This is a genomic window from Paenibacillus sp. V4I7, from assembly GCF_030817275.1.
Classification (GTDB): Bacteria; Bacillota; Bacilli; order Paenibacillales; family NBRC-103111; genus Paenibacillus_E.
Window position 1 is genome coordinate 661,451 of sequence record NZ_JAUSZD010000002.1, and the last position, 26,445, is coordinate 687,895.

At 44.2% G+C, this 26,445-nt stretch carries 23 protein-coding genes; 16 read left to right on the forward strand and 7 right to left on the reverse strand.

Features of this window, described 5'->3' with window-relative positions; genetic code table 11:
* Window positions 1-51: 51 nt before the first annotated feature.
* Window positions 52-486, forward strand: a complete 435-nt coding sequence (locus QFZ80_RS04150) for a hypothetical protein (protein WP_307548591.1) — start codon at window positions 52-54, stop codon at window positions 484-486.
* A 106-nt stretch (window positions 487-592) separates the two neighbouring features.
* Here QFZ80_RS04150 and yfbR read toward each other — a convergent pair whose 3' ends face one another.
* On the reverse strand, window positions 593-1,174 hold the full coding sequence (yfbR, locus tag QFZ80_RS04155; RefSeq protein ID WP_307548590.1) for a 5'-deoxynucleotidase: 582 nt from the start codon (window positions 1,172-1,174) through the stop codon (window positions 593-595).
* Between the two features lie 35 nt (window positions 1,175-1,209).
* Window positions 1,210-2,346: a polysaccharide deacetylase family protein gene (locus QFZ80_RS04160; RefSeq protein ID WP_307548589.1), complete on the reverse strand. Its 1,137-nt coding sequence runs from the start codon at window positions 2,344-2,346 to the stop codon at window positions 1,210-1,212.
* A gap of 116 nt (window positions 2,347-2,462) precedes the next feature.
* Between QFZ80_RS04160 and QFZ80_RS04165 the strand changes: the two genes are divergently transcribed.
* From QFZ80_RS04165 to QFZ80_RS04175, 3 genes are all read left to right on the forward strand, one after another.
* Window positions 2,463-4,013: a fumarate hydratase gene (locus QFZ80_RS04165; RefSeq protein ID WP_307548587.1), complete on the forward strand. Its 1,551-nt coding sequence runs from the start codon at window positions 2,463-2,465 to the stop codon at window positions 4,011-4,013.
* Between the two features lie 149 nt (window positions 4,014-4,162).
* Window positions 4,163-5,959 carry a two-component system histidine kinase PnpS gene (gene pnpS / locus QFZ80_RS04170; protein WP_307557403.1) on the forward strand — a complete coding sequence of 599 codons (1,797 nt, stop codon included), beginning with the start codon at window positions 4,163-4,165 and terminating at the stop codon, window positions 5,957-5,959.
* A 97-nt stretch (window positions 5,960-6,056) separates the two neighbouring features.
* A complete protein-coding gene (locus tag QFZ80_RS04175) occupies window positions 6,057-6,773 on the forward strand; it encodes a response regulator transcription factor (RefSeq protein WP_307557405.1) in 717 nt (238 codons plus the stop codon).
* Window positions 6,774-6,807: 34 nt separating this feature from the next.
* Here the strand turns inward: QFZ80_RS04175 and QFZ80_RS04180 are convergent, their stop codons facing one another.
* Window positions 6,808-7,908, reverse strand: a complete 1,101-nt coding sequence (locus tag QFZ80_RS04180; RefSeq protein WP_307557408.1) for a MerR family transcriptional regulator — start codon at window positions 7,906-7,908, stop codon at window positions 6,808-6,810.
* A gap of 189 nt (window positions 7,909-8,097) precedes the next feature.
* Between QFZ80_RS04180 and QFZ80_RS04185 the strand changes: the two genes are divergently transcribed.
* Entirely contained in the window at window positions 8,098-9,180 is a 1,083-nt protein-coding gene (locus QFZ80_RS04185) for a Gfo/Idh/MocA family protein (RefSeq protein ID WP_307557409.1), read from the forward strand.
* 144 nt (window positions 9,181-9,324) lie between these two features.
* Here QFZ80_RS04185 and QFZ80_RS04190 read toward each other — a convergent pair whose 3' ends face one another.
* On the reverse strand, window positions 9,325-10,209 hold the full coding sequence (locus QFZ80_RS04190) for a helix-turn-helix domain-containing protein (RefSeq protein ID WP_307548575.1): 885 nt from the start codon (window positions 10,207-10,209) through the stop codon (window positions 9,325-9,327).
* Window positions 10,210-10,375: 166 nt separating this feature from the next.
* Between QFZ80_RS04190 and QFZ80_RS04195 the strand changes: the two genes are divergently transcribed.
* Window positions 10,376-11,224 (forward strand): phytanoyl-CoA dioxygenase family protein, encoded by an 849-nt coding sequence (locus QFZ80_RS04195; RefSeq protein ID WP_307548573.1) that lies wholly within the window; start codon window positions 10,376-10,378, stop codon window positions 11,222-11,224.
* A 63-nt stretch (window positions 11,225-11,287) separates the two neighbouring features.
* Here the strand turns inward: QFZ80_RS04195 and QFZ80_RS04200 are convergent, their stop codons facing one another.
* A complete protein-coding gene (locus tag QFZ80_RS04200; RefSeq protein WP_307548571.1) occupies window positions 11,288-12,157 on the reverse strand; it encodes an AraC family transcriptional regulator in 870 nt (289 codons plus the stop codon).
* A 139-nt stretch (window positions 12,158-12,296) separates the two neighbouring features.
* Between QFZ80_RS04200 and QFZ80_RS04205 the strand changes: the two genes are divergently transcribed.
* The 3 genes from QFZ80_RS04205 (at window position 12,297) to QFZ80_RS04215 (ending at window position 15,802) form a co-directional block, all read left to right on the forward strand.
* Window positions 12,297-13,070, forward strand: coding sequence for a phytanoyl-CoA dioxygenase family protein (locus QFZ80_RS04205; RefSeq protein WP_307548569.1), 774 nt, complete (start codon window positions 12,297-12,299; stop codon window positions 13,068-13,070).
* A gap of 388 nt (window positions 13,071-13,458) precedes the next feature.
* Window positions 13,459-15,033 carry a phytoene desaturase family protein gene (locus QFZ80_RS04210; protein WP_307557412.1) on the forward strand — a complete coding sequence of 525 codons (1,575 nt, stop codon included), beginning with the start codon at window positions 13,459-13,461 and terminating at the stop codon, window positions 15,031-15,033.
* A gap of 13 nt (window positions 15,034-15,046) precedes the next feature.
* A complete protein-coding gene (locus QFZ80_RS04215) occupies window positions 15,047-15,802 on the forward strand; it encodes a DUF975 family protein (RefSeq protein ID WP_307557414.1) in 756 nt (251 codons plus the stop codon).
* 213 nt (window positions 15,803-16,015) lie between these two features.
* Here the strand turns inward: QFZ80_RS04215 and QFZ80_RS04220 are convergent, their stop codons facing one another.
* On the reverse strand, window positions 16,016-16,810 hold the full coding sequence (locus tag QFZ80_RS04220; RefSeq protein WP_307557416.1) for an HAD family hydrolase: 795 nt from the start codon (window positions 16,808-16,810) through the stop codon (window positions 16,016-16,018).
* Between the two features lie 200 nt (window positions 16,811-17,010).
* Here QFZ80_RS04220 and QFZ80_RS04225 point away from each other — a divergent pair, with 200 nt between their 5' ends.
* Both QFZ80_RS04225 and QFZ80_RS04230 read left to right on the forward strand, forming a co-directional pair.
* Complete coding sequence (locus tag QFZ80_RS04225) at window positions 17,011-18,027, forward strand: hypothetical protein (RefSeq protein ID WP_307557418.1); 1,017 nt, start codon at window positions 17,011-17,013, stop codon at window positions 18,025-18,027.
* Window positions 18,027-18,842, forward strand: a complete 816-nt coding sequence (locus QFZ80_RS04230) for a putative periplasmic lipoprotein (protein ID WP_307557420.1) — start codon at window positions 18,027-18,029, stop codon at window positions 18,840-18,842. The genes QFZ80_RS04225 and QFZ80_RS04230 overlap by 1 nt, the downstream gene beginning before the upstream one ends.
* A gap of 161 nt (window positions 18,843-19,003) precedes the next feature.
* Here the strand turns inward: QFZ80_RS04230 and QFZ80_RS04235 are convergent, their stop codons facing one another.
* On the reverse strand, window positions 19,004-20,683 hold the full coding sequence (locus QFZ80_RS04235; RefSeq protein WP_307557422.1) for a DUF2339 domain-containing protein: 1,680 nt from the start codon (window positions 20,681-20,683) through the stop codon (window positions 19,004-19,006).
* Here QFZ80_RS04235 and QFZ80_RS04240 point away from each other — a divergent pair.
* From QFZ80_RS04240 to QFZ80_RS04260, 5 genes are all read left to right on the forward strand, one after another.
* The gene (locus tag QFZ80_RS04240) at window positions 20,678-21,916 is read left to right on the forward strand and encodes a GerAB/ArcD/ProY family transporter (RefSeq protein ID WP_307557424.1); all 1,239 of its coding nucleotides are present in this window, start codon (window positions 20,678-20,680) and stop codon (window positions 21,914-21,916) included. The genes QFZ80_RS04235 and QFZ80_RS04240 overlap by 6 nt on opposite strands.
* 25 nt (window positions 21,917-21,941) lie before the next feature.
* Window positions 21,942-23,510 (forward strand): spore germination protein, encoded by a 1,569-nt coding sequence (locus tag QFZ80_RS04245; RefSeq protein ID WP_373460008.1) that lies wholly within the window; start codon window positions 21,942-21,944, stop codon window positions 23,508-23,510.
* Window positions 23,511-23,524: 14 nt separating this feature from the next.
* The gene (locus tag QFZ80_RS04250) at window positions 23,525-24,724 is read left to right on the forward strand and encodes a Ger(x)C family spore germination protein (RefSeq protein WP_307557426.1); all 1,200 of its coding nucleotides are present in this window, start codon (window positions 23,525-23,527) and stop codon (window positions 24,722-24,724) included.
* A 274-nt stretch (window positions 24,725-24,998) separates the two neighbouring features.
* Complete coding sequence (locus QFZ80_RS04255) at window positions 24,999-26,084, forward strand: GerAB/ArcD/ProY family transporter (protein ID WP_307548559.1); 1,086 nt, start codon at window positions 24,999-25,001, stop codon at window positions 26,082-26,084.
* A 59-nt stretch (window positions 26,085-26,143) separates the two neighbouring features.
* Window positions 26,144-26,422: a hypothetical protein gene (locus QFZ80_RS04260; RefSeq protein ID WP_307548558.1), complete on the forward strand. Its 279-nt coding sequence runs from the start codon at window positions 26,144-26,146 to the stop codon at window positions 26,420-26,422.
* Window positions 26,423-26,445: the final 23 nt, after the last annotated feature.

Sequence of the window (26,445 nt, forward strand, 5' to 3'; positions counted from 1 at the left end):
GTTCGGTTATACTTAAGAAAACCATTACATAAAATTGCGGAGGTTGTCCAAATGTATCCAGTTATGATTTTTTTACATGTCGTTAGTGCGTTATTGCTTGGTGCGTATGTCATGTTCCCATTCTTAGTGGGGCGCGCTGCAACTTTGTCTGGTGCTGCCCAAGAGAGTTTTGTCGGCGTAATAGCTAAGATCAATCGCATCGGTCAATTTTCACTGATTGTTACCTTCCTTACAGGTGGCGCAATGGTCAGTCAAGTAGATCCGATGCCGTCCGTCCTATGGATGATCTCTTCCATTGTTCTTCTTCTGATTGTAGGAGCAATAACAGGTATGATCGGTGGTAGAATCAAAAAGCTGATTGCAAATAGCAAAGCAGGTAAAAGCACAGCTTCTGATGCCGCTAAAATTAAAACATTCAGCTGGATTGCAGCCGTCGCTGTTATCGTGGCTGTACTGATTATGACGAATCCGCAGCTGTTGTCGTAAGTTTAACGAAACAGAAAAGAAAGAGCATGTTCATCTTCTGGATGACATGCTCTTTCTGCATTTTTCGGGGCCTGAAACAGGTTAGAGAGTTTCTCAGGTGTGTCGATTAATCCAATGTTATTTCATCTAATGTTTTCTCAAATGATGCGCTCATATGTTCGAGGAAATAATCAACTTCAGGCATGTTCATTTTCTGTAAACTTTCCAGAACTTGCTGCTTCGCGACGACGAATTCACGATTGCCAGTAGAGAGCTCAGTTAAGCATTTGATATAAGCTTCGAGCAAGTCGGCGGCTTTCACCCAGCGGTAGAGCTCAGGGTCAGGATCTTGAATTAACTTACGGTAGATGCTGCTGATTTCCGGTGGAATGGTTTGAATAAGCCGTTCGACTGCAACATCTTCGATTTCACGGAAGTTCCGCCGTATTTGCTCATTGTTATGCTTCACAGGTTGGGGGATATCCCCCGTTAGTACTTCCGAAGCGTCGTGGAACAAAGCAATGGATACCACGCGGTCGGTCGGAACATTCCGTCCATATACTTCGTTGGCAATGGTGCATAACATATGTGCAATCGTCGAGACATAGAAGGAATGCTCTGCTACGTTTTCTCTGCGCATGTTCCACATGAGACTCCAGCGATCTATATATTTTAGTCGATATAAGTAAGCGAAAAAATGATGATTCATCGGTTAACTCCTCTCGTTCTAATCTATCTAATGGCCTATTTGACGCTCGGCGTCACCCTAGCAGCCACCTTTCCGGTGGCAGGGGTGTAGACGAGCGGTTGCCCGATCAGCGCGCCAAGATCATCTAGCGCGATCGTGACCAGTCCGTGCTCGCGCAGCACAGGCTGCCGCAGCGTGACGCGCGCTTTCTCGCGCGTCGCTACCTTCGCATTCACCTGCAGGGTGAATGCCTCTTGCCCGAGGCGGAGGCGAAGCACTCCGCCTTCTAGGTCAGCGCTGCCGCCAAGCTGCGCTGCGGCAGCGGCCGCATCCACGCGCAGTGGGGCACTGCCCGGCTGCGCCATGACCCGGCGCTGTATCTGCCGATGCAGCAGCTCCGGCGTGATGCCGGGGCTGCCCGCATTGATCCGCGGGATCAACAGGCGATCGGCGCTTCGCGTCGCCATCTCCGGCGAAATCGTGAAGGCGTAGCGGATGCCCGCCTCCGCAGCCTGCTCTGTCGCCGCTGGCGATGTGATGCCGAATGGGTACGCCATCGTGTCAAGCGGCACATCTGTCAACCCAGCAAGCTTGCCGATGCAAGCTTGCGTATCTTTGAACACACGCTGCTTATAGGCATCATCGCTTTCAGCATCCAATCTTCCAACTAGAGCAGCTTTACCACTTGGAAGCTTGTGGTGTAGTTTGTCCGTATGGCAGCCAATATCGATAAAGTTCGTGGCATGCGTCATCTCATTGATTTGTTCCTTCGACATAGAAGGGATGTAGGAGCCAAGCGGATTCGTTAAGTCATTCGTAATAACGAAGTTTACAGCGGGAATTCGAAAGCTTTTCAAAATCGGATAGGCCGCTGTGTAGAAGCTTTGATAGCCATCATCGAATGTAACCAGCACGGCATTGGATGGAACGGTAGCGCCTTCCATGAACTGTTTGAACTCTTCTAAGGAAATGAAATGATAGCCTTTGCTAAGTAGGGACTGAAGCTGATTTTGAAACAGCGAGCTTGTAATTGTGCTAGAGCTAGTGTCTTTTTCATGCACATGATGATACATAAGAACGGCTACTTGGTCCTGGTAGTAAATATCCCCGGAGCGCTTAGCCTGCAGCGGCGTAAGCAAAAGGGTGAGCCCAATCAGGCTAACTAGAATCGAAATTGCGATTCTTTTGTACATGTCAGCGAATCTCCTTGTTTTCCTCACAAGAACCATCGAACTCTTCATGGGAGGTATGTTATAATAGTTTGTAATTATTATTATGTGTGTATTTGAGAGAGGAGCCAGACCTAGTCATGCAGCATTTTTATCAAAGCGTCTACGATTTGATTGTCGAAACTTCCACAAACCTTCCCGGTGATGTGCGCCGTGCGGTACAAGCCGCTCAGGAAAATGAGGACAAAGGCACGCGTTCTGCACTATCTCTATCCCGCATTGCGGATAACATCCATATGGCGGAATGCAATGTATCCCCAATTTGCCAGGATACGGGTATGCCAACGTTTATTATACACTGTCCGGTTGGGGCAAACCAAATTATCATGAAGAAGCAAATCTTAGAAGCGGTTGCGAATGCAACCAAAGCCAGTAAGCTGCGCACGAACTCCGTAGACTCCCTTACAGGTGCAAACAGCGGAGATAATCTTGGGCCTGGTACGCCGGTTGTTCATTTCGAGCAATGGGAACGTGATGATATCGAAGTGAAGTTGATTCTAAAAGGCGGCGGCTGTGAGAACAAAAATATTCAATACAGCTTGCCTGCCGATCTTGAAGGTGTAGGTAAAGCGGGACGTGATCTTGACGGCATTCGCAAATGTGTGATGCATGCGGTTTACCAAGCGCAAGGTCAAGGATGCAGCGCGGGTTTCATCGGCGTAGGTATTGGAGGCGACCGTACTAGCGGATACGAGCTGGCTAAGCACCAATTATTCCGTCATGTTGATGATGTGAATCCACATCCGGAGCTGCGCAAGGTAGAAGAGTACGTCATGGAGCATGCCAATACGCTTGGTATTGGAACAATGGGCTTCGGCGGTCAAGTGACATTACTTGGCTGTAAAGTTGGCGTAATGAACCGATTGCCAGCAAGCTTCTTCGTTTCCGTTGCTTACAACTGTTGGGCGTTCCGTCGTCAAGGCGTCGTCTTGAATGCGGAAACAGGCGAAATCAATGGCTGGTCCTACCCAAGAGGGACAGAGGTTTCTTTCCAAGAGGCTTTCGAAGCGAGTGCAGAAGAAGCTAAGAATACGCCAAAAGAAGAACGTCGTGAGATCGTATTGACAACGCCAATATCTGAAGAGCAAATCCGCAGCCTGAAAGTCGGTGATGTCGTAGTCATTAATGGTACGATGCATACAGGACGCGATGCGCTGCATAAATATTTGATGGATCATGATGCGCCGGTAGATCTGAATGGGGCTGCGATTTATCATTGCGGACCGGTGATGAGTAAGGATGAAGCTGGCGAATGGCACGTAAAAGCGGCTGGACCGACGACAAGTATTCGTGAGGAGCCTTACCAAGGTGATATTATCAAGAAATTCGGTATTCGCGCAGTCATCGGTAAAGGCGGAATGGGACCGAAAACGTTAGCAGCTTTGAAAGATCATGGCGGCGTCTATTTAAACGCTATCGGTGGTGCTGCGCAATACTACGCACAGTGCTTTAAGAAGGTTGAAGGCGTTGACTACATGGAATTCGGTATACCGGAAGCGATGTGGCACTTAGAAACTGAAGGATTCGCTGCTATTGTAACGATGGATTCACACGGTAACAGCCTGCATGCTGACGTAGAGAAGAATTCACTTGAGAAGCTGGCAGCACTGAAAGAACCTGTTTTCAAATAATTTTCTAAGTCATGCACTTATCCTTCATCTTTACAAAAAAAATACTGGATTAGGCACGGAAGAAAGGGATACTATGTAGAGTAGCCCTTTTCTTTTTGTTTTTACTCATGAAAATGGACAGACTGAAACCATCGGAGGCTTAGAATCAGATGACCAAATTCCGTGCCAGACTCACTTTTATTTTGATTTTATTGATTGGTTGTTCGATGCTGATTGCGGGCATTTTCATGGCAAAGGTGCTTGAGAATTCTCACATAAAGTCATTTCAAGACAATATGGAACGCGAGCTGCAAGTAATTATGGTAACTGGGGATTGGAACCGAAAAGGTACCGATGCGGAGTTGATTTCTTACTATTCTGAACAAGCCAGAAACCTTAAAGAAGCAACGAATGAGAGATTGACGTATGTTCGAGCAGATGGAAAAGTACTAGGTGACTCCGATCAAAGACCCGAACAGATGGACAATCACTTGAATCGACCGGAGATTGCTTCAGCAGCAGCGAATGGAGTCGGCTATGTTACGCGTTATAGCGATACACTGAAGGAAAATATGCTGTATGCCGCTATTCCAGTAAAGAATGAAGCGCAGGAGATAACAGGATTTTTACGTATTTCTATGAGCTTGGAACAAGTAGGGAAGTCGATCCGCAGCTTATGGTACTTCCTGATTTCCGGGTTGATCATTTTGTTCCTGATCGCAGGAATCGTTAGTTATCGGATTGCGAAGGGGATTACTCACCCCATCGAGAAGATGACAAAAGTAGCCCAGCAAATTACGAATATGAACTACCAATCACGTGTTCCTGCTTACAGTAATGATGAGGTTGGACAGCTGGGTCAGGCGATTAATCGCATGTCCGAAAGTTTGCAGCAGCAAATGGCACGGATTCAGGAAAATGAACGCAGGCTTCAAGGTGTTATGGAAAATATGATGAGCGGAATCATGATGATTGACCGTGAAGAGCGGATTATGCTTTTAAATCCTTCTGCGGAATACATTTTAGGTTTCTCCTCGCAGGAGCTTCTGGGGAAGAAATATAATGAAGCCAAGCAGCAATATGAATTTACAAAGTTGATTCAAGAATGCATAGAGACACAAGATTCAATTCGCGATGAGATGGTTTTCTATTATCCGGCAGAGCGAATTCTCGATATTCATTTGAGTCCAATTGCCCATGAAGATGAGGAATGGTCGGGTGTTCTTATCGTTATTCACGATATTACAGCTGTACGCAGACTTGAGCGGATGCGCAGTGAATTCGTCGCGAATGTATCGCATGAATTAAAGACGCCAATTGCCGCCGTTAAAGGCTTTGCCGAAACACTGCTGGCTGGTGCGCTAAACGATAAGGAAACGGCCGTGTCGTTCTTACAGATCATTTTTGACGAGAGTGAGCGGTTGAATCGATTGATTGGGGATATTCTGGAGTTGTCCAAAATTGAATCGAAGCGGATTCCGATGAATTTTTCGCCGATTTACTTGCCTGAATTTCTTGAGAGATCGTTAAGTGTGTTACGAAAAGAAGCGGAGAAGAAGCATATAGAACTAAGTATGCTGGTCGATGACGATATTTATATCGAGGCGGATGAAGATCGGTTACGGCAAATTATCATCAATCTGCTTTCTAATGGTATTGCATATACACATGATGGCGGCAAAGTAAAAGTGCGTGTAGAACCACTCGATAAGAATGTTGATGGGGATTATGAACGCCTGCGGTTAATTGTTTCGGATACGGGTATGGGCATTCCTAAGAAGGATTTACCGCGAATTTTCGAGAGATTCTATCGTGTAGATAAAGCGCGCTCCAGAAGCTCAGGCGGAACGGGATTAGGATTATCGATTGTGAAGCACTTAGTTGAGCTGCATAAAGGAACGATTCGGGTCGATAGTGATGTTGGCGTCGGTACGCGGTTTACGATTGAATTGCCTGTTATACACTAATTTACACAGCGATGATGAAACATTTACATTGTTTTTACAATCATGTGGTAAGATGAGGTTGTGCAATGTAAATATACTGTAAACGCGGGGGGATCCCATGGCACAAAAAATACTAGTTATTGAAGACGAGCCAACTCTAGCTCGATTGCTATCGTACAACCTATCTCAGGACGGGTATGATACGAAGGTTGTCGATCATGGTGGCGATGGGCTTCAAGAGGCGTTGCAGCAGACTTACGACTTAATTATTCTGGATATTATGCTGCCTGGACTGAATGGATTCGAAGTATTGGCGAAGCTTAGGCAGAAAGGAAACAGCACACCTGTTATTATTTTAACGGCACGTAATGCTGAGGATGAAGTGGTGCAAGGTCTTAAGCACGGTGCTGATGATTATATAACGAAGCCCTTTGGGGTGGCGGAATTGCTTGCCCGCGTCTCTGCCGTTCTGCGAAGAACACAATCGGAGGACGTGGCAGCGGACAAACTTAAGAGCAATGAGAAAGTGATTCAGGCGGGTGAATTGTTCATTTATCCGGAGAAATATGAAGTCGTTCTGAACGGGGAATCCATTCCGTTAAGACCGAAGGAGTTTGAGGTCTTGCTTTATCTCGTGCAGCGCCCGGGCGTCGTCGTAACAAGAGACGATCTAATGAATATCGTTTGGGGTTTTGACTATATTGGCGGCCAACGAACCGTAGATGTTCATGTGAGCTCGCTTCGTAAGAAGCTGGAAATGAATCAACAGTCTGTTCAAATCGATTCAATCCGTGGCGTTGGTTATAAGCTGGTAGCAAGTATGGTCAAAAAATAATGAGCCTTGGGTGCTGGTTAACAGCGGCCCAGGCTCATTTTTGTGCGTAAACAACGTAAATGCTGTTTCCCAATGGCTCCGATTTAACTTGGCGAGTATGAGAGAGTAACCACTCTGTTAGATGAGTATGCGTCATGTAGAGATCGACTTGCTCATGCATCATAGGCAGCTTAGTAGCTTTAGTCGAGATGAGGTTGGCTAGAAATGCATCTGCCTCATTTCGGTCTTGCATCATATAATCGGCTATGCATACGACTCCGCCCGGTTTCAATACCCGCAGCATTTCACCCCAGGCGAGCTCCCTCTGCGCTTCTGTCAGATGATGAAGGGCAAACGAACTGACAACATAATCAAACGTTCCATCCATGAACGGAATGGCCAGTACATTGCCGAGCTTGAGTTCGATGTCACCATATTTGGCAGCACAAAGCTTGAGCATTTGCTTGGATTGGTCAATGGCTGACATGGTTAGGCCGATTTGCTGCAGCTTGCCGGCTAAGTTGCCGGTGCCTGTACCTACATCAAGCCCCTTAAGGCCCTGAGCAGGAGAGATAAGCTGGGCGATTTTGTCTAATGCTGTTTCGTAGCTAGTATATACGGGAGCGCTGCTCGTTTCGATGTCGTTCAGGGTGCCGTTTTCTGTGGTATCTACAAACGAAGTAGCAGGCTGCAGCAGCTCATCAAACAGTTGGGCCTTTCGGTCGAAATCCCAATGGTCACGCCAGCTTCCCCGTAGGTCACGCAGCTCCTTGCTTTGCTGAGCTAGCTCGTAAAGCAGTTCAGTCGGCAGTATGCTGCTTCCTTGAGCGGCTTGGATCATCTGATCCATTGTTCCAATGATTTGTTTCATTTCTGTCCACTGTTCAAACAGCATCGAACGCTGCATCTGCAGGGCGCTTAGCACTTCCTCTTGTTGATTTAAATCGGTTTGGGCTAAGGTTTGACGAATATCTTCCAGTGTCATTCCGACTTCCCGTAATGAGATAATGGTTTGTAGTCTCCACGCATCTTGCTCCGTATAGGTTCGATAGCCATTGTCTTTCTGCTTTGCAGGTTTTAACAGTCCTTTCTGCTCATAGAAGCGAATGGCTCTGGCTGTGATGCCAAGTTTGCGGGAAATTTCGTTAATAAGCATGTATGGTCCTCCATCATGGCACAATTGCATACAATTTTCGCCAGATCAGAAATTTTATTTTTGTAGGTTTTTGTTATACTCTTATATAGTACTAGCTATGAGCAATTGTGAGAAGCCTAACGGTTATACATGCTAAGGCTTATTTTACGAATGAAGTTTTACTAAAGTAAGACTCTAAGGAGGATCATCATGTCAAAAACGTATCGTATAGCAATTATTGGTTGTGGAGGTATTGCCAATGGCAAGCACATGCCAAGTTTGAACAAATTAAAGAATGTAGAAATGGTTGCTTTCTGTGACATTATTTCTGAAAAAGCGCAAGAAGCTGCTGCTAAGTATGGCAAAGAAGACGCTCGTGTATATGAAGATTACCGCGAGGTTCTGAAGGACAGTACCATTGACATCGTTCATGTCTGTACGCCAAATGATTCACATGCGGAAATCACGATTGCTGCATTAGAAGCAGGCAAGCACGTCATGTCAGAGAAGCCGATGGCCAAAACAGCTTCAGATGCACGCCGTATGGTGGAAGCAGCTAAGCGCACAGGCAAGAAGCTCACAGTTGGTTACAACAATCGCTTCCGCGGCGATAGCCAACATTTACGCCAGTTGTGCTCGGAAGGCGAGCTAGGTGAGATTTATTTCGCTAAGGCTCATGCGATTCGTCGCCGCGCGGTACCTACTTGGGGCGTTTTCCTTGATGAGGAAAAGCAAGGCGGAGGCCCGCTGATCGATATCGGTACGCATGCACTTGATTTAACAATGTGGATGATGAACAACTATGAGCCGAAGGTTGTATTGGGTACTTCTTATCATAAATTATCCCAACGAGAAAATGCAGCAAATGCTTGGGGACCTTGGGATCCTTCCAAGTTCACAGTTGAGGATTCCGCATTTGGTATGATTACAATGAAAAATGGTGCTACGATTATTCTTGAATCAAGCTGGGCGCTTAATACACTTGAAGTGGATGAAGCGAAATGTACACTAAGCGGAACAGAAGGCGGCGCTGATATGAAAGGCGGTCTTCGAATTAATGGTGAAAAGCACAGCCGCTTATACACGACCGAAGTTGAATTGAAAGCTGGCGGAGTAGCCTTCTACGATGGTGAAACAGAAAGTGCGCCGGATTTAGAAATGCGCCTATGGATTCAAGCGATCGAAAATGATACAGATCCGGTTGTAACCCCTGAGCAAGCATGTGTCGTATCCGAAATCTTAGAAGCTATTTATGAATCAGCAAAAACAGGGAAAGCCGTTTATTTCGACTAGTTTCGACTATTTCCTGGGAAATGAAAAATCCCCTTCCTCGATATGTTATTGAGGAAGGGGATTATTTGTGCTACCACATAGGAAAGTATAAGTTTCCTGTTCCAGAAAACGGCTTTCCTATTAGGTCGCTCATCTTTGAATGGCCTAGAGGTTTTCCCATAAAATGCTTTTGTTAGCTTTTCGATGTTCACCAGGTGTAGACCCCGTTCTTTTCTTGAACATTTTGGAGAAATGGTGTAAATCAGCAAAACCGCAATAGAGCGCTATAGATTCGAGACTAAGATCTGTGTTTGTGAGCAGTTCCTTGGCGTGATTAACCCGCATGTTGATTAAATACTGGTGAGGCGAGATCCCATATCGCTGCTTGAACATGAAACTAAATCTGGAAACAGATAGGCTAGCTCGATTCGCCATGTCCTCTAATGAAATGGGTTCGCTTAGATGATTGGAAAAGTAAGAAGTAATCCAGTTGAACGAATGTGTAGGTGTCTGTGTCGCCTGATAGTAAGTTTCTAGTAGAGAAATGATAATTTCCGTAACGAAATGTTGGGTTTTAAGTTGAATGAGCGGGTCCTGTTGCTGCGCATACTCAATAACCTGAAAAAGCGTTTCTTTCAATTTAGATGGGTTGGAGGGATGGACATGAACTGGCATTTGAATCCCAAATAGATCATTGATTGTTGGCTGCATCAGGTTCATATAAGCCGATAAATCAATCTGACCGGGTCGGGTGGGGAAGCTGTTTTCGCGTTCGGAATTATAACATAAATCAAAATGAATATAAGGCGTAACTGTGTTAGTCAGCCCTTCGAGCGTTAGTAAGCTTCCAGGCTGTACGAGGCAGAATTGACCCGCTTGAAACATATACTTCTTATGATCTACCCAAAAACAGCAAGTGCCCTCTTGAATATAAACGAATAAGTAATCAAGCAACCTGCGCTCCGGATATATCCACGGTTTTCGAACAGCAAATTCACTTTGCCTAACAAATGGAACAATCGAATGTTGTTTCAATAATACGTTGAGCATGCAGATCCCTTTCTCGTACCAATCATTCTTTTCTTATCTTATTGTAGTCCTTCATTGTACATATAATCCAGTTGTTTTTGACAATAATAAAACCTTGTTTGACAAAGATTTCGAACTATATGCCTTCTATAATAAAGCTATAATTATACAAAGAGGTGAGCAGAGGATGAGCATTCCGGAAACAAATAAAAGAAATGAGTTACCCTCTTTGGAAGACAACTATGAATTGTCTGCACAGCAGAAAGAAAGCTATCAGAAAAATGGACATATTGCTCTTAGACAGGTGGCAAGCAAGTCAGAAATCGCTGCCTATGAGCCTGTTATTAGTCACTTGGTGAAAGAGTTGAACAAGCATGACAAGCCACTAGAGCAGCGAGATACGTATGGAAAGGCCTTTATTCAAATCTCAAATCTGTGGGAGAAAAGTGAAGCGATCCAGAGATTCGTTCTAGCTAAACGGTTTGCCAAAATCGCGGCTGATTTAATGGGGGTGAATGGGGTGCGAATTTATCATGATCAAGCCCTGTTTAAAGAACCTCACGGAGGTCATACGCCGTGGCATCAAGATCAAATCTATTGGCCGCTCGATACAGACAAGACGATTACCATGTGGATGCCGTTAGTTCCCATTTCCCAAGAGGTGGGATCTATGACCTTTGCATCGGAGTCCCATCTTATGGGCTACATTAATAAAATGGTTATTTCCGACGAATCCCATCGAACGCTTGCCGGGTACATTGAAGGCAAAGGCTTCGAAACGATGTCTCACGGCGCCATGGAGGCAGGCGATGCAACATTCCACTCCGGGTGGACACTGCACAGCGCGCCTGGAAACCCTACGGACACCATGCGTAAAGTGATGACCGTGATTTATTACGCCGACGGAATAAGAGTAGCCGAGCCGGATAGTAAAGCGCGTGAGAATGATTTGAAAGCTTGGTTTCCCGGCATTCAACCAGGCGATTTGGCGGCAACTGCGTTAAATCCATTGGTTTACAGCCGTGAAGCTAATTAAACAAAGCTCGCCCCCTCATTTTTTGAAGAGGGGGCGAGCTTTTTTATGAAAAGAGTTACTATCTTACATACGAATCTTTTCCTGCTGTCGGAATTTGCCTGGTGGCAGCTTCTTCTCTTCCATAAAGGTACGAGAAAAATAATGGACAGAAGAAAAGCCTGTGACTTCGGCAATTTCCTTAATTGAAAGCTCGCTTGTCAGAAGCAGGTGGGCCGCTTGGCGTATGCGTTCACTTCGAATGAAGTCGGTAAAAGTTTCATGTATGCCCTCAGAGAATAAGCGTGATAGATGACGTTCTGAGACGTTGAGATAACCAGCAACATGTCCAAGATGAAGCGGCTGGGATAAGTTATCACGGATATAAAGCTTGGCGCGCTGCAGCAGAATATGTGTATTTTTACGGTGAAAGTAAGGTTTAGTCATGTCTTTTCCGAATAATGAAAGAAAGGATACTAGAAGTGCGTAGGCAAGCGAGGGAATCGCAGCAGGCGGCAAGCTCCCGTTCCCTTCTCGAATCAAGAGTGACTTCCACAAGTGGGCAGTTGGGTGATGATCTGCTTCATGGATGCAAACCTCGGCATGCTCAGCTAGATCGCTGAAGGCTTCACGCATAGTATCATCGCTTTGTGTTTCATCTAATTCGAATGCGACATAAGCAATAAATAAGCCTTCTTTTGTGCGGATTTGATGATTAATTCCCGGTCGCGAGCAAAAGTGTGTACCTGCTCTAAGTGGATAGACAATATCATTTTCCGTATACTCTCCCTCACCGTCCATGACATAACAAACCTCAAAGAAAGAATGCTTATGGGGCTGATTGTCAAACAGGCAAGGGTTAACTCCCCAATATTGAATTTTGAAGCAAGCAGCGGGTCCATGAATGACGTTAAGGACTTCATTAAGCATAGAATCGGTTTCTTTACATAGATACATAGGCTTCATCCTTTATATTGAAATGTCCTTATTCTGCAAAAAAGTGTCCTTTGGAGAAAAAGACAGAATTCATTCATTTTCCTATAATTATAAATAAGAAAGCGAATAAATATCAACCGGATAAATGGAGGAATGGCCTGTGATCGAACAAAAAGATGTAGATTTTTATAAAGAAAATGGGTATTTACTCGTTAAGGGAGTTTTCAATCAACAGGAAGTTGAAGAAATGAGACAAGGCGTAGAGGGGATCATTAGCCGTGCTGCACAATCAAAGGCTGATCATAATTCACAATGGCAGGGCGACTTTCTTCCGGCAGAGGAGCTGAAAAAGCTAGTCTTAAAAGGCTTTCATGATGTGCATTATCACGATGCCGCTTTTATGCGAGCCGTGATTCATCCGAATATGGCTGCTGTACTGACGCAGATTATTGGTCCTAACGTGCAGCTGCATCATTCCAAAATGCTCGTTAAACCGCCAGAGAATGGCGCAGCTTTCCCGATGCATCAGGATTACCCTTATTTTCCGCACGAAAAGCATTCCATGCTAGCTGCCAGTGTGCATCTGGATCATGCAGATGAGGAGAACGGCTGCCTGCGTGTCATTCCAGGTTCGCATCGCACTGGCTCCTTGCCACATGTGGGCTCTTATTATTTGAATCATAAGGAGTATCCGATTAAAGAGGGGACGCCTTGCGTAGCTGAAGCGGGTGATGTTCTGTTCTTCAATTACTTGACAATTCACGGATCAGAATCGAATAAGAGCTCTAGAACAAGAAGGAATGTATTGTTCCAATACCGCGACGCCAGTGATTTTCCGACCGAAAATACGCATTTTGATTGGGGTATGGGTCTTATGGTTAGCGGGAAGAATCCGAATTTCACGAAGGTGAAACCTGATTTTAAAATCATCTAGTAGAAGGAAGTAGGAGGCGCCTTAGGGTGGCCTCTTTTTTTTCATTACTTCTGTTTGGAATCTGCTTTCGGTTCAAAGTTCATACAGGGCTTGCCAGAAGACGAAAGTACACGAAGACTGGGCATTGTCTGTGTTTTGAAGCCATATGCTTTGCAGCCTCTTGGGAAATTGGCATCCCATGTAATGTAGAAATGTTGGCATTTCATGCAGTTAATACGTTGTGATTCTGTCATATCTGTCCCTCTTATTTTAAGATAAATCTATTATAACCTATTAAAATGATGAATAGAAAATAGGATTGGATCTGTCGACAAGAAGAGGCAAACCTCTCACAGCCATTAGGTTAGTATTATCCATGATGGAAGTCACTGTGAGGAGGGAATGGGAGTTGAAAACTTTCGATGTCATCCTAATTGGGAGCGGCCACAATGCTTTGATTACGGCTGCCTATTTAACACGCGCTGGGAGGAGCGTACTCGTTCTGGAGAAAAATGATCGTCCAGGCGGTTTCCTGCGTACGGAGGAGCTTACTTTACCGGGGTTCAAGCATGATGTCTATGCTGCGGCTCACCCTCTACTATTGACAGGTCCGGCCTATGCCGATCTTGGTGAAGCACTTGAGGCTCGCGGATTACGCTACTTAAACACGGACCTGCCAACTGGAGTCTCTATGGAGGACGGGCGAACGGCGGTATTCTCACGATCGTTCGAGGCGTTACTTGCAGAGGCCGAACGACTTGCCCCTGGCGATGGAGCTGCTTTAGCGGCCATGTTCAAGGCATTCAATCCTTATGCTGCGGATGTTTTTGCTTTATTTAATTTGGATCTATCACGTTCCAAAGCCTCAACTATCATCGAGAAACTATTACATAATAAGGGAAGTAAAGGATACTCCGAATTTGCGGCCTCCATCTTCTCAACCGCTCGTAATACCGTAAGTTCTTTTCAATCTCCTGTACTCCGATCAATGTTGGCGCCGTGGGTATCTCATCTTGGGCGTACGCCTGATGAAGTCGGCAGCGGCATTTGGGTGCCTCTCACAGCAATGGCATTAATGGGAGGGGGAATGCCAATTCCCGAAGGTGGAAGCGAAAAGCTTGCCCAAGCACTTGCCCAGCTTATTCAGGACCAAGGTGGTGTCATCCTCACAGAACAGGAAGCGGAGCGAATTGTCGTGAAGAACGGACGTGCAGTTGGTGTGCGGACTTCGAAGGGAGAGGAGTATCGGGCGAAGCAAGCAGTCGTTGCGTCAACAAGTCCAGATCGACTCTATCTCTCCCTTTTGGCTGATGCTGAAATTAGTCCCCCGCTGATCGAACAAGCGAAGCGGTTCCGCTACGGTAGGGGCTGTGTACAGATCCATCTCGCTCTGAGTGAACCGCCGCAGTGGCCAGATGCTCGCTTTACTAAGGTCGGTCAGCCGCATTTAACGGATGGACTTGATGGATTCACACAGGCCATTGCGCAAGGAATGGCGGATTTGCTTCCAGCAAAACCGACTTTCACGGTGGATTGTTCCACGAATCTGGATCCGTCTCGTGCGCCTGAAGGGAAGGCCATCATGCGTATTCAGGTACTGGAGGTACCTTGCCGCCCTCGCGGCGATGCCGCTGGCCTTATCGATATCGGTGATGGCAGTTGGACACCGGAGCTTACAGAGCGTTTCGCTGAGCGAGTACTTACGATTGTAGGCAAGCATATCCCTAATATCCCGAGTGCAATTATTGGTCATGCCGTTGTTACGCCAGACATGATTGCCAGATTCAATCCAAATTCTGGTCCAGGTGATCCATATGGCGGAGCCCATGATTTGGCGCAAAGCTATCTGTTTCGGCCACTGCCGGGGCAGCCAAGCCATCAAACAGAGATTCCAAACTTGTATATGCTAGGTGCGGCAACTTGGCCAGGGCACGGGATCAATGGAGGATCGGGTTATATTGTCGCCCAAAAGCTGTTGAAATAAAGGGGGAGATAATTTGTATTGGACGCGCAGGGAATTAAAGATCAGAGCAAAGAACGTTCTGCGGACATCGTATTGGAAAGCTTTTCTGGTTAGTTTGGTATTTGCGGTGGTGAGTGGCGGGGTATCAAGCTGCTCATTTAATTCGGGTGGAAGTACATCGATGAGTCTTCCCGGGTTTAGCGGCGGAATGGGCGATATCTCCGACGGAGCAGGTCTCGCTATTATCCTTATCATTGTCTTCTTGGCAGCCGTGATTGGTCTAGTGGCGTTAGCTTTTAATATCTTCGTTGTGGCTCCGCTAAAAGTGAGCGTACAACAATATTTTAAACAAGCTGCACAAGATGATGTAAACATGAACTATCTCGTTTATTCATTTACGAAAGACAATTACTTAGCAATTGTTAAGGGTATGTTTTGGAGCGGCCTACTTAACTTCTTATGGTTTTTGCTGCTCATTATTCCAGGTATCGTGAAGTCGTATGCATACAGCATGACGCCTTATATTTTGGGGGATAATCCTGGAATTGGGATGAAGAGAGCTGTTGATCTAAGCAATCAAATGACAAGTGGGCAGAAGTGGAAAATGTTTGTGTTGGATCTTTCCTTTATTGGTTGGTTTATTCTAGGTACGTTGGCACTGGGAATAGGTGTTTTATTCGTACTGCCTTACTATAACTCAACCAAAGCGGAGCTTTACTTGGTCCTTCGTCAACAAGCGTTACATGATGGGATAAGCAGCAGCGCGGAGTTGAATTTGTTTTTTAAATAATGGACTCTTGTGAAAGAGGGCAGTTTGTAGCAAAAAGGGCTAATCGATGACGTCGATTGGCCCTTTTTTTTATTATCGAGCAGCTAATGAGCAAATACAATGAAATTCAACATGTTATTCGTGAATATATCATTCCATTGGATATTGTGCAACGGAATCTATTCGGACATCTAATAGTCATGGAAGCCGCATATTCCTTTTATTTCGTGAACGCTATTCAGGCTTTAAAATCCCCAGCAATTCAGGTAATGTGGCTATTTCATAACTAGGGCGATTGTGAATCGGCGCCGTGCGGTTATGATGATTGATCCACACATTCCGCATGCCAACTCCTAACGCCCCTCTAATATCCGTATCTAAATTATCGCCAACCATGATGGTTTCTTGCACAGTGGTACCAAGCAGATTCAGAGCATGCTCAAAAATAGTCGGATCAGGTTTCCCTTTGCCGAAGGAGCCGGATATAAGAATATGATCAAAGTAAGCCGCTAAACCAGGAATGCTGTCTACTTTTTCCTGCTGCAAGTCGGGAGCGCCGTTCGTCATTAGCAGTAGTTGATAATTGTGATTCAAAGCATTCAATACCTCGAAAGTTGTCTCATAAACCAAGGGGCGCTCTCTTCGCTCACGAGCAAATCGCTCGGCAAGCACTTGGCCCAATTGGGGATCATCGATGCCCAGTTTAAGTAAGCCTTGATTCCAAGTTTCCTTCTGGTAGATAGGGGCGAATTGTTCTAGCTCCAGAAAGGAAGGATGCTCTTTCGAATCGAAGCGTCCCCAGAGTGCTTCCAAGTGAGTAACCTCAATCATTTTAGCAAATGCATAACAGTCCATTGTACGAAATAGATGCTCAGCTGAATCACGTACCGCACTTTCAAGTGCTGAAGGATCCACGTTGACGGACTCGGAAGCGATACGGCATGTTTCTTGAAAGGCTTCATTTATACTTTTTTCATCCCATAGTAACGTATTGTCTAAATCGAAAATAATCGCTTTGATAGGTTTCATTGTAAACAATCCTCCCCTACGTCCTATAATTAATTTGCTCCATAAATAAAAGGAAGTCAACCGTAAAGTAAGGGGAAATCATTTAAAAAAATTGATGCCGTAGATCCTGCATTGCAGGATGTCATCTCCATTATCCTGTCTATGTCATAGGCTATGACATATAATATGGGTATGAAGACAAATTTGAGGAGATGATGGGTTTGTCAGTCCTGGTACCTATGCAGCAATCGAAAACGAATATCGGTAATTTCAAGCATACGATCACGATGTTGATGGGGATGTGGCTTATCGTTGGTTTATTTATTGACGGCTTTGCTCATAACCACGGTGTCGTTGAAACCTTTTTTACGCCTTGGCATGCCATTTTGTATTCGGGGTATCTGGCATGTGCCGTGTGGATTTTCTATTTGACTTATCAGAACAAGTCTAGGGTCAGTCATGCAACTTGGGTGCAGGCAATCCCGACAGGTTACAAGCTTGGCGTGGCAGGAGTGATCATCTTTTTCTTAGGTGGTCTTGGTGATATGTACTGGCATACGGTGTTTGGAATTGAGGAGAATATAGCAGCGTTGTTGAGCCCAACACATTTGATTTTACTGACAGGTGCACTTATGATCCTGACCAGTCCATACCGTGCGATAAGTTGCGCTGAAGATGAGGTTTCACCTACCTTTCGCCAATTGCTGCCTGCTTTGACCTCGGTTGCATTAACCTTTGCTGTCATGGCTTTCTTTCTCATGTATGCTTGGTCATTTCGTCAAAATCTATGGATGGCAAGGGAAGAAGATGCGGTTGCAAGAGCTGTCGTGGATTTCCTAGTTACAACGATGCTGTTAGTCTTACCTGTCATGCTGGTTATAAGAAGATGGAAGCTCCCATTCGGTACCGTCACTTATTTCTTTGTTTTCCAAGCGGTACTAATGGCGATATTGGATGGCTTTTCTCATTACGGATCTATTGTGATTTTATTGATTAGCGGGATTGCTGCTGATTTGATATTTAGATCCATTAAACAGTTGGAAGCGAGCGATTGGCGATATAAGGTTGCTTTCTTTTTGATTCCTGTTTTAATCTGGGGCTTATATTTTGCGGATTTGAGTATTTTTCATACATTGGATTGGGCGCCGGAGCTTTGGGGAGGAACGATGTTCATCTGTGGGCTCTGTTCAATGGGGTTAAGCATTCTAGCGGCTCCAATTGTGCATAGAAAAAGCTGATGAGAACAACGGTAATTGTCCTTATAGGTATGACACTCCTTCTCACCGCTTGCGGTACGCGGCCCACAAAACATGACATGATGGGGATGCCGATTACGACTACATCTTCTTCAACACATGTCCACCAAAGTGACGCGATTGCTCATTTTTCAGTCGTGTCGAAGCAATATTTGCCTAATGAGGATGCATCTGTGACGATTCTCATCCAAAATAAATGGAATAAACCGATTGATAAATTCGATATCATGCATGAAAAGCTGCTGCACTTGATCGTTGTCAGTAAGGATCTTACCTATTTTGACCATCTTCATCCCGAATATGTCGGTGGAGGTCGATTTGAAATTAAGACAAAGTTCCCGGCTGGTGGCCACTATCAGCTGATCGCCGATTTTACGCCGCAGGGCATGGGTGAGACGATTCAAACCCATTGGGTAACGATTAATGGGCAGCAAAAGAAAGAAGAAAAACTTCTACCTGTTACGAATCTTACGAAAAGAGTCGGCGACAAAGAAGTAAATCTTTCCTTCGACCATTTGATGGCGGGTATGGATTTAAAAATGAACTTTGCCATTAGAAGTGCTGAAACGAAAAAACCTGTAACTGATTTGCAGCCTTATCTAGGCAGTCTAGGTCATGTGGTGGCTATAAGCTCAGATGCCAAGGAGTTCGTTCATGTGCATCCGAATGATTCGAAAGCTTCCGGACCTGATGCAGCTTTCACCATCCACTTTCCCAAAAGTGGCATCTACAAAATCTGGGGTCAATTTCAGCATCGTAATGAAGTGTTCATTGTCCCTTTTATCATAAAAATATAATTTGTAATCAAAAAGAAATGTGTTATTCATCTCGGCTTAATGAAACAGGCTTATAATAAAACTCGACCCCCTTTAAAATATATATACCTTAAGACCCACGGCCCGTTGCTGTGGGTCTCTTTTTTTTTATTGGCTCGGGGCGGTCTTTTCGCGTGAGAAATCTATTCCTTCCGTTTATAAAATAATCTAGAAATACCTACACCAATGGCTCCAAGTCCTATGAACAGGATAGCGCGAACAGTTGTTGATACGTCAGGTAAATCAATGAAAATAATTTTGAGTAGGGTGACGAATAAGAAGATGATACCCACTAGCCTTGCTTTAGGCTTTTGGACAATGAGTCCAAAGACGATGAGTAGAATGGCGTAAACAACCCAGACTGCTGAAAGTATCAAATGCTGGTAATCATAGGTTATCGTTCGTGTCAGGGAATTAGTCAGCTGTGTGAGATAGACAAGTAAGAGTATTAACTCCATCCATAACAGGAGGAGACTAATTTCAGTTCGAGCACGGCCTTCTTCAAGTGTGGCACGGTAGAAAGCATATAGACTGCCAATGGTTGCCACGAGTACAAGCCACGCAAAGGATTCGGCTGACAATAGATCACGTATTGGGTGAGTGAGGACGAACAACATCCCAATGAAATAAGTGATAGCCCCGCTGATTTGCTGAAGTTTGCTTTTGAATTTAGCACCTAAACATAGCGCGATTGCACCTTCTACAAGAATGGCGGAGCCGGCTTGATCCGCGTGCAGCACGTAGATGAGCCAAAGGAAAACGCTGAACGTTGCAATAGATAGCGGAACGGAGAAAGCTCTCTTTTGACGATACAGCCAAAAAGAAGTACCGCTATAGAGAAGCGACCATATCGCTAGCATCCATTCATAGAAGACACGATCTTTGGAATCGCCATATAGGCCGTACGTCCACGCCGCGAGCAGGCCAAAGCTAAAGAATAAAGTGATTCGCTGCCCAATCTGGTTGTCTTTAGAACGTAGGATAGATATCGCAAAGAGGAGCAAATGCTGCAAAATAACGACGGTAAGGATAGCAGGTCGGTTGCCCATTTCATTTGCGAATAGAGTTGAAAAGAGTAAAGGAAGATGTAGAACTCCAAACGCAGTAAAATAAGCGCCACGAAAGGAATAGCGCAATGATAACACAATCATGACCATTGAAAATAACCCTTCATAGCCTGCAAATACCCAAATATTTGGTTTGGCTGAATCGACTAGGAAAGGCACTAGGTAACCAGCGAGTAAGGTAATGATCATGAGTGCCTGGGAGCGGTGACGGACCGCAGTAAATACACTAGCAGCGATAGATACGATGTATAGAACGAACGCAAGTGTGGATGGAATCAACGCGAATAGCATATGTGCTGCGAAAAGCGATAAAATAAGGACCCCGCTGGATCCACCGAGCAGCACTTGCCCAAGAGCCATGCGTTTGCGGCGAATTTGGACTTCTCCTTGCCAATACATGAAGCCAGCGACGATGACACCCAGTATGCAGCGAACTGGTTCGGTGATAATCCCTGCATTAACGGCTGCTGTAAAGCCCCATAGGACACCTAACAGAAAGACGACGATGAATATCCGCGGCAGCCACACGCGAGCGATCAAATGCTCCCAATCTCTTGGGGGCGCAGGTTGTTTGATGGGTATTGTCACCTCATGCTGACGGTGCTGCGTGGATTGCGGTGTTTGATCAAATGTTGGTTGCGTCGTATGTACTTGCTGAGCTTGCGACTTGCTCGTTCTTTCAAGCAGGATACTCAGTTGTTCTTCGAGTTCTTTGACCTTCAATTCCAGTGCCTCAACACGTGACTCCAAATGCATAAAAGCCCTCCCTTTTATCTATACTTTAATCCTAATCATGATGTGAAACAATTAGAAAATCCATATCTTGTTAATGATTCTTGGGAATATGGGAATAGTATCATTAAATGGAATCACCAGGTGAGGGAATTTATGTTGAAAGACGTTAAAATATCAGTACGCCAATTTACTGTACTTGTGATTATCTATACGATTGGGACGACAATCCTGCTTATTCCATCGGGGCTTGCTGCTGATGCCAAACAAGATGCATGGCTCGCAGCTATATTGGGAGTTGTCCTAAATTTGTTAGTCGTTTGCTTATACAACAGGGTTAGTGATTCTTTTCCCGACATGACGTTAGTTCAATATAATGAAAAAGTGTTTGGTAAATGGCTGGGAAAACTACTCTCCTTATTTTTTATTTTATTTTCTTTTGTCGGAGCAACTACAGTTTTGTTCGATCTAGGAAATTTTATTAACACGCAAGTGATGCCTGATACGCCTATTCAAGCTATCAATATTATTTATGCTCTCGTTGTTGTGATGGGGGTGCGGCTTGGACTTGAAACCTTAATTCGTGCTGCAGAGATTTTTTTTCCGTGGATCATAATGCTATTTATTATTTTGGTCCTATGTCTTTTACCGGAGGTTCGAATTGAAAAGCTGCAGCCCATGTTCACAACTGGAGTAAAACCCTTGATAAAAGGAGCCTTATCGGTGGCGGGTACTGCTTCACTTCCTTTTATCGTTCTATTCATGGTGTTCCCTGCTCATGTCAATCAATATCGCAAAGCAAAAAAAGCTTTTCTGATTGCTACCTTACTAGGTGGAGTGTTCTTCGTCATTATCACCTTTTTATGCATATCGGTATTAGGAGTTCAAATGACAGAAAGACATATGTATCCAAGCTATGCTTTGGCCAAACAGATCAGCATTGGTAATTTTTTGGAACGTGTTGAAATCCTTATAGCGGGAATATGGTTTCTAACTGTTTACTATAAGACAACCATCTATTTTTATGGTTTTGTTATAGGACTAGCACAATTTTTAAATATGGCAAATTATCGCCCGCTCGTTTTACCTTTAGGAATGATTCTGGTTGTTTATTCGCTTGTGGTCTATCCCAATGTTGCCTATTTGGCAGAATTTGATAACAAAATTTGGGTTCCCTACGCTCTAACCATGGGGCTCCTATACCCGGTTCTCATACTAGGGGTTGCCGCAATTCGAAAGTCACTAACAAAGAACTAAGATCACTTGAATAGGGGGCGAATTCGTGGAGTTTATTAAAAAAATTCTTAAGAATAATTATAACAACTCAACTGATGCTCGGTTCAATCAGAGTGGCTTCTCAATTTCAAAGGAATTACTCGAGGGGTCCCTTGATCTTAACTTCGACAAAGTCAAGAAAGCCTTTGGAAATAGTAGCGATCTCATTACGCAGACCATACATCTGAATGACGCAGATCCGGTACAAATAGGAGTCATTTACATGAATGGACTGATTAGTCCAATCGCTATTCAAACCCTGCTTACCGAAAATCTAAAAGTTGATTCATGTGAGTTCCCGCTGGACGCTTTAAGAAGTTCAGTGAGCACCCTCGGTCAAGTTCGCGAAATTCCTGATTTTGATACCTTATATCAATCTATTTTATCGGGGTTAACGGTTATTTTACTGGATGGATATGTACAGGGGTTAGCGGCGAATACACAGGGCGGGGAACATCGTTCCGTTGAAGAACCAACGACTCAATCAGTCGTAAGGGGACCTCGGGAAGGGTTTACTGAGCTGTTAAGCACCAACGCCGCGCTGATCAGACGTAAAATAAAAGACCCCAACTTATGGATGGAATCCATGACAATCGGGCGTGTGACGAAAACGGACGTCGCCATCATGTATATGAATGGCATTGTGAATGACAAGTTGGTGGCGGAAGCAAGAATTCGGCTTGGGCGCATTGATATTGATGCGATTTTTGAAAGTGCCAATATTGAAGAGTTGATCCAAGACGAAACATACACCCCATTCCCTACTCTGTACAATACGGAACGCCCTGATGTTATTGCCGCAGGCTTAATGGAAGGACGTATTGCTATTCTTGTCGATGGCACTCCCTTTGTGCTTATGGCACCTGCGTTATTCACTCAATTTTATCAATCTGCTGAGGATTATTACCAACGCGCGGATTTTGCAACACTCCTTCGTTTACTACGTTATGTATGTTTTTTCATCTCGTTGTTGGCTCCATCGCTATATATTGCCATAACCACCTTTCACCAAGAACTGCTGCCTTCCTCACTTCTGATCAGTTTAGCCGCTCAAAGAGAAGGAATCCCTTTCCCAGCTTTTATCGAAGCGGTCGTCATGGAAATCACCTTCGAAATCCTTCGAGAAGCCGGTGTGAGGTTGCCGAAGACTGTCGGACAAGCTGTTTCCATTGTAGGAGCACTAGTCATCGGGCAAGCCGCAGTAGAAGCAGGTTTGGTATCTCCGGCGATGGTTATCATCGTGGCCATCACGGCCATTTCCAATTTTGTCATTCCTTCATTCAATATGGGGATAACGATTCGAATTTTGAGATTTCTTTTAATGCTTATCGCGGCATCTTTTGGTTTATATGGCGTTACAGTGGGGCTTATCGCTATTGTTCTTCATTTGTGCAGTTTAAGGTCCTTCGGAATTCCGTATATGTCGCCAATGGCACCCTTTATCCTAGCGGATCAGAAAGATACGATTTTTCGTTTGCCGCAATGGGCATTACATGAAAGGCCTCGACTCATCAGTCAAAAAAATAACATTCGAGAGAACAATGCTTCTTCAAATAAGCCTGAACCCAGGCCCTAGATAAAGGAGTCATCATGCGAAGATGTGTCATGCTTTTCATTGGTTTGTTTATTATGATTGGCTTACTCACGGGATGTTGGAGTCGGCGCGAGCTTAATGATATCGCCATATCGGTTGGAATGGGTTTTGATAAAAAAGATGATCAAGTGCAGGTGACGATTCAAATTGTTAACCCTGCTGAAGTGGCTTCAAGTAAGGGCGGGGTCGGACTGGCTGCGCCTGTCAGCACTTTTCAAGCTACATCCAAAACCATTTTTGAAGCATTAAGAAAAATTACCACACAGAGTCCAAGAAAGGTGTACTCTTCTCATCTTCGGATTCTTGTGATTAGCGAAGAATTGGCTAGAGAAGGGATTACGCCGATACTGGATGGGATTTCAAGGAATCATGAAATGCGAGCTGATTTCAATATTGTTGTAGCCAGAGGAACAACGGCTGCGAATATATTAAATATCCTTACACCTATTGAGAAAATTCCCTCAAATAAAATGTTTAAAACTTTAGAGTTGTCCGAACAGCTTTGGGCGCCTTCGGTTAAAGTAAAATTAAATACGTTAATTTCCGATCTGCAAACAGAAGGAAAAGATCCTGTATTAACAGGCATACAAATCAACGGAGATCCGAGTAAAAGTGAAAATAAAAGTAATGTGAATCGAACAGCCCCTTTTGCATTCTTGCAATATTCGGGTGTAGCCATTTTTAAAAAGGACAAACTTATCGGTTGGCTTAATGAAAAAGAAAGCAAAGGCTACAATTATATTTTAGACAACGTTAAGAGCACGATCGGACATATAACTTGTCCAACGGGCGGGATTATAGCCGTAGAAGTGGTACGAGCGAAAACGAGAATGAAAGGAAAAGTGGAGAACGGCAAGCCGCAAATTAATGTTGATGTTTTTGTTGAGCAGAATGTGGGTGAAGTCCAATGCAAGATCGATCTTCTCGATCCTCAGACCATTGAAGAACTGGAGAAATTATCGGAAAAAGAGGTGAAAACCATTATCGAATCGACGATTCAAAAAGCAAGAAAATATAATGTGGATATTTTCGGCTTTGGTGAAGCGATTTATCGCGCGGCCCCCAAATATTGGAATAAGAACAAAGACAAATGGAAGGAAGAATTCCATGATTTACCTGTACATGTGAATACAGATGTGAAGATTCGTCGCCTGGGCACCGTAAGTGATCCTCTGGTACAAAATTCAAAGGAATGATCAAAAATGTGGACAATCGCTATGATACTATTGGTCTCTACGGCTATCGCGATGCTGGAGATCCCAAAGCTTAGGAAGAAAAGGCAGTATAAAGAATTCTTTATTTTTTGTTGTTTATTATTGCTCGGTACATTCCTGAGCATTGCCCAAAGTTTGCGTGTGAAGCTGCCCAACCCTCTAGATTTGATCACCTTTGTTTTTCAACCTTTTAGTGAGTTCATACTAAGGCTTTTGCAATAAATTAGATAGAACGAGAGGAGGGAACAATAAAGAAATGGAAAATGGTATTATTGGTATCCGACAATTCACCATTCTAGTCACACTATTTACGGTTGGAAGTTCCATATTAATATCTCCAGCAGGCCTCACCGTGGAAGCAAAGCAAGATGCATGGATAGCCGCCATTCTGGGAGTAAGTATTGGATTACTGACAGTCTACTTATATAGTGCATTGGTAAGGCAATTTCCTAAGCAAACTTTGGTGGAGATGTGCGAGGCTATTTTCGGCATTTGGATAGGGAAAATAGTTACCTTACTTTATTTTAGCTTCTTTTTCCTCCTTGCTGCTCTTGTATTGCGAAACATTGGCGACTTTATGACAACTCAGGTTCTCCCAGATACACCGCTTCAGTTTACAATCATGATATTTCTCGCAGCTGTAATTATGGCAAATTGGCACGGTCTTGAAACCATTGCGCGTGCCGGGGAAATTTTTTTCCCTTGGGTTATGATTTTCTTTTGTGCTATGGTCATTTTTCTGCTGCCTCAGATCCGACTCGTTCAACTTGAACCTTATTTTGGCGGAGGCTTTAAGCCTATTATCAGAGCGAGCTTACCCTTTATCGGAACCCCATTTATGGAACTTATCGTATTATTGATGGTTATTCCTTATGTGAATTGCGCCCAAAAAGCTAATAAAGCATTTCTTATGGGAACGATGATCGCGGGAGTCATATTGATCATTATATCCCTGATATCGATTCTGGTTCTTGGTGCAGGCACGACTGCAAGGCAAATGTATCCAAGCTATGACTTGGCTAAAATGATCAGTATTGGAGGATTTTTGGAAAGATTGGAAGTCATTATGGCGGGAATCTGGTTTATCACAATATTCTTCAAGCTTACGATTTGTTTTTATGCTTCAGCCCTTAGTCTCGCTCAAATTATGAAGATGAAAGAAATTCGTCCCCTGCTCTTCCCTTTAGGGATGATTATGATCGTTTTATCCATTGTGTCATACCCAAATACAAGCTACTTTCTTAACTTTGTTTCTAAAATATGGTTTACCTACGCTTGCACATTTGGATTTCTGATACCTGTGTGTATGATTGGTACAGCCGTCATACGAAAGAGAGTATAATTAAAAACACGAGCAACTATGCTACAATATCATAAACAACCAATAGGAGATGACTTCAAATGACTGAGCAATTAAACGAGCAAGAGCTTCTACAATTCATCGTAGAAAAAACGAAGGCTGATACTCAGCAAATTCAGCTAGTGTTGCAATATGAGAAAGCTTTTATTAGTAAAGCAGAAGAAAATGCCAAAGGGGAAGTGGATATTGATAGCGATGAACTGATCGATCATATTCTGGGCAGACCCGATGTGAAATTGACAGAACTGACGGTAGATACCATTTTGGAAGCTGAGATGGACTATTTAATGAAAAAGGGGTTTGCCGGATACATCGATTGAATATATGGTAAAAAAGAACGGAC

Excerpts from the sequence above, each read along its gene's own strand:
- QFZ80_RS04150 (WP_307548591.1), top strand. The coding sequence starts at position 52 with ATGTATCCAGTTATGATTTTTTTACATGTCGTTAGTGCGTTATTGCTT.
- yfbR (WP_307548590.1), bottom strand. The coding sequence starts at position 1,174 with ATGAATCATCATTTTTTCGCTTACTTATATCGACTAAAATATATAGAT.
- QFZ80_RS04160 (WP_307548589.1), bottom strand. The coding sequence starts at position 2,346 with ATGTACAAAAGAATCGCAATTTCGATTCTAGTTAGCCTGATTGGGCTC.
- QFZ80_RS04165 (WP_307548587.1), top strand. The coding sequence starts at position 2,463 with ATGCAGCATTTTTATCAAAGCGTCTACGATTTGATTGTCGAAACTTCC.
- pnpS (WP_307557403.1), top strand. The coding sequence starts at position 4,163 with ATGACCAAATTCCGTGCCAGACTCACTTTTATTTTGATTTTATTGATT.
- QFZ80_RS04175 (WP_307557405.1), top strand. The coding sequence starts at position 6,057 with ATGGCACAAAAAATACTAGTTATTGAAGACGAGCCAACTCTAGCTCGA.
- QFZ80_RS04180 (WP_307557408.1), bottom strand. The coding sequence starts at position 7,908 with ATGCTTATTAACGAAATTTCCCGCAAACTTGGCATCACAGCCAGAGCC.
- QFZ80_RS04185 (WP_307557409.1), top strand. The coding sequence starts at position 8,098 with ATGTCAAAAACGTATCGTATAGCAATTATTGGTTGTGGAGGTATTGCC.
- QFZ80_RS04190 (WP_307548575.1), bottom strand. The coding sequence starts at position 10,209 with ATGCTCAACGTATTATTGAAACAACATTCGATTGTTCCATTTGTTAGG.
- QFZ80_RS04195 (WP_307548573.1), top strand. The coding sequence starts at position 10,376 with ATGAGCATTCCGGAAACAAATAAAAGAAATGAGTTACCCTCTTTGGAA.
- QFZ80_RS04200 (WP_307548571.1), bottom strand. The coding sequence starts at position 12,157 with ATGTATCTATGTAAAGAAACCGATTCTATGCTTAATGAAGTCCTTAAC.
- QFZ80_RS04220 (WP_307557416.1), bottom strand. The coding sequence starts at position 16,810 with ATGAAACCTATCAAAGCGATTATTTTCGATTTAGACAATACGTTACTA.
- QFZ80_RS04230 (WP_307557420.1), top strand. The coding sequence starts at position 18,027 with ATGAGAACAACGGTAATTGTCCTTATAGGTATGACACTCCTTCTCACC.
- QFZ80_RS04240 (WP_307557424.1), top strand. The coding sequence starts at position 20,678 with ATGCATAAAAGCCCTCCCTTTTATCTATACTTTAATCCTAATCATGAT.
- QFZ80_RS04235 (WP_307557422.1), bottom strand. The coding sequence starts at position 20,683 with ATGCATTTGGAGTCACGTGTTGAGGCACTGGAATTGAAGGTCAAAGAA.
- QFZ80_RS04250 (WP_307557426.1), top strand. The coding sequence starts at position 23,525 with ATGCGAAGATGTGTCATGCTTTTCATTGGTTTGTTTATTATGATTGGC.
- QFZ80_RS04255 (WP_307548559.1), top strand. The coding sequence starts at position 24,999 with ATGGAAAATGGTATTATTGGTATCCGACAATTCACCATTCTAGTCACA.
- QFZ80_RS04260 (WP_307548558.1), top strand. The coding sequence starts at position 26,144 with ATGACTGAGCAATTAAACGAGCAAGAGCTTCTACAATTCATCGTAGAA.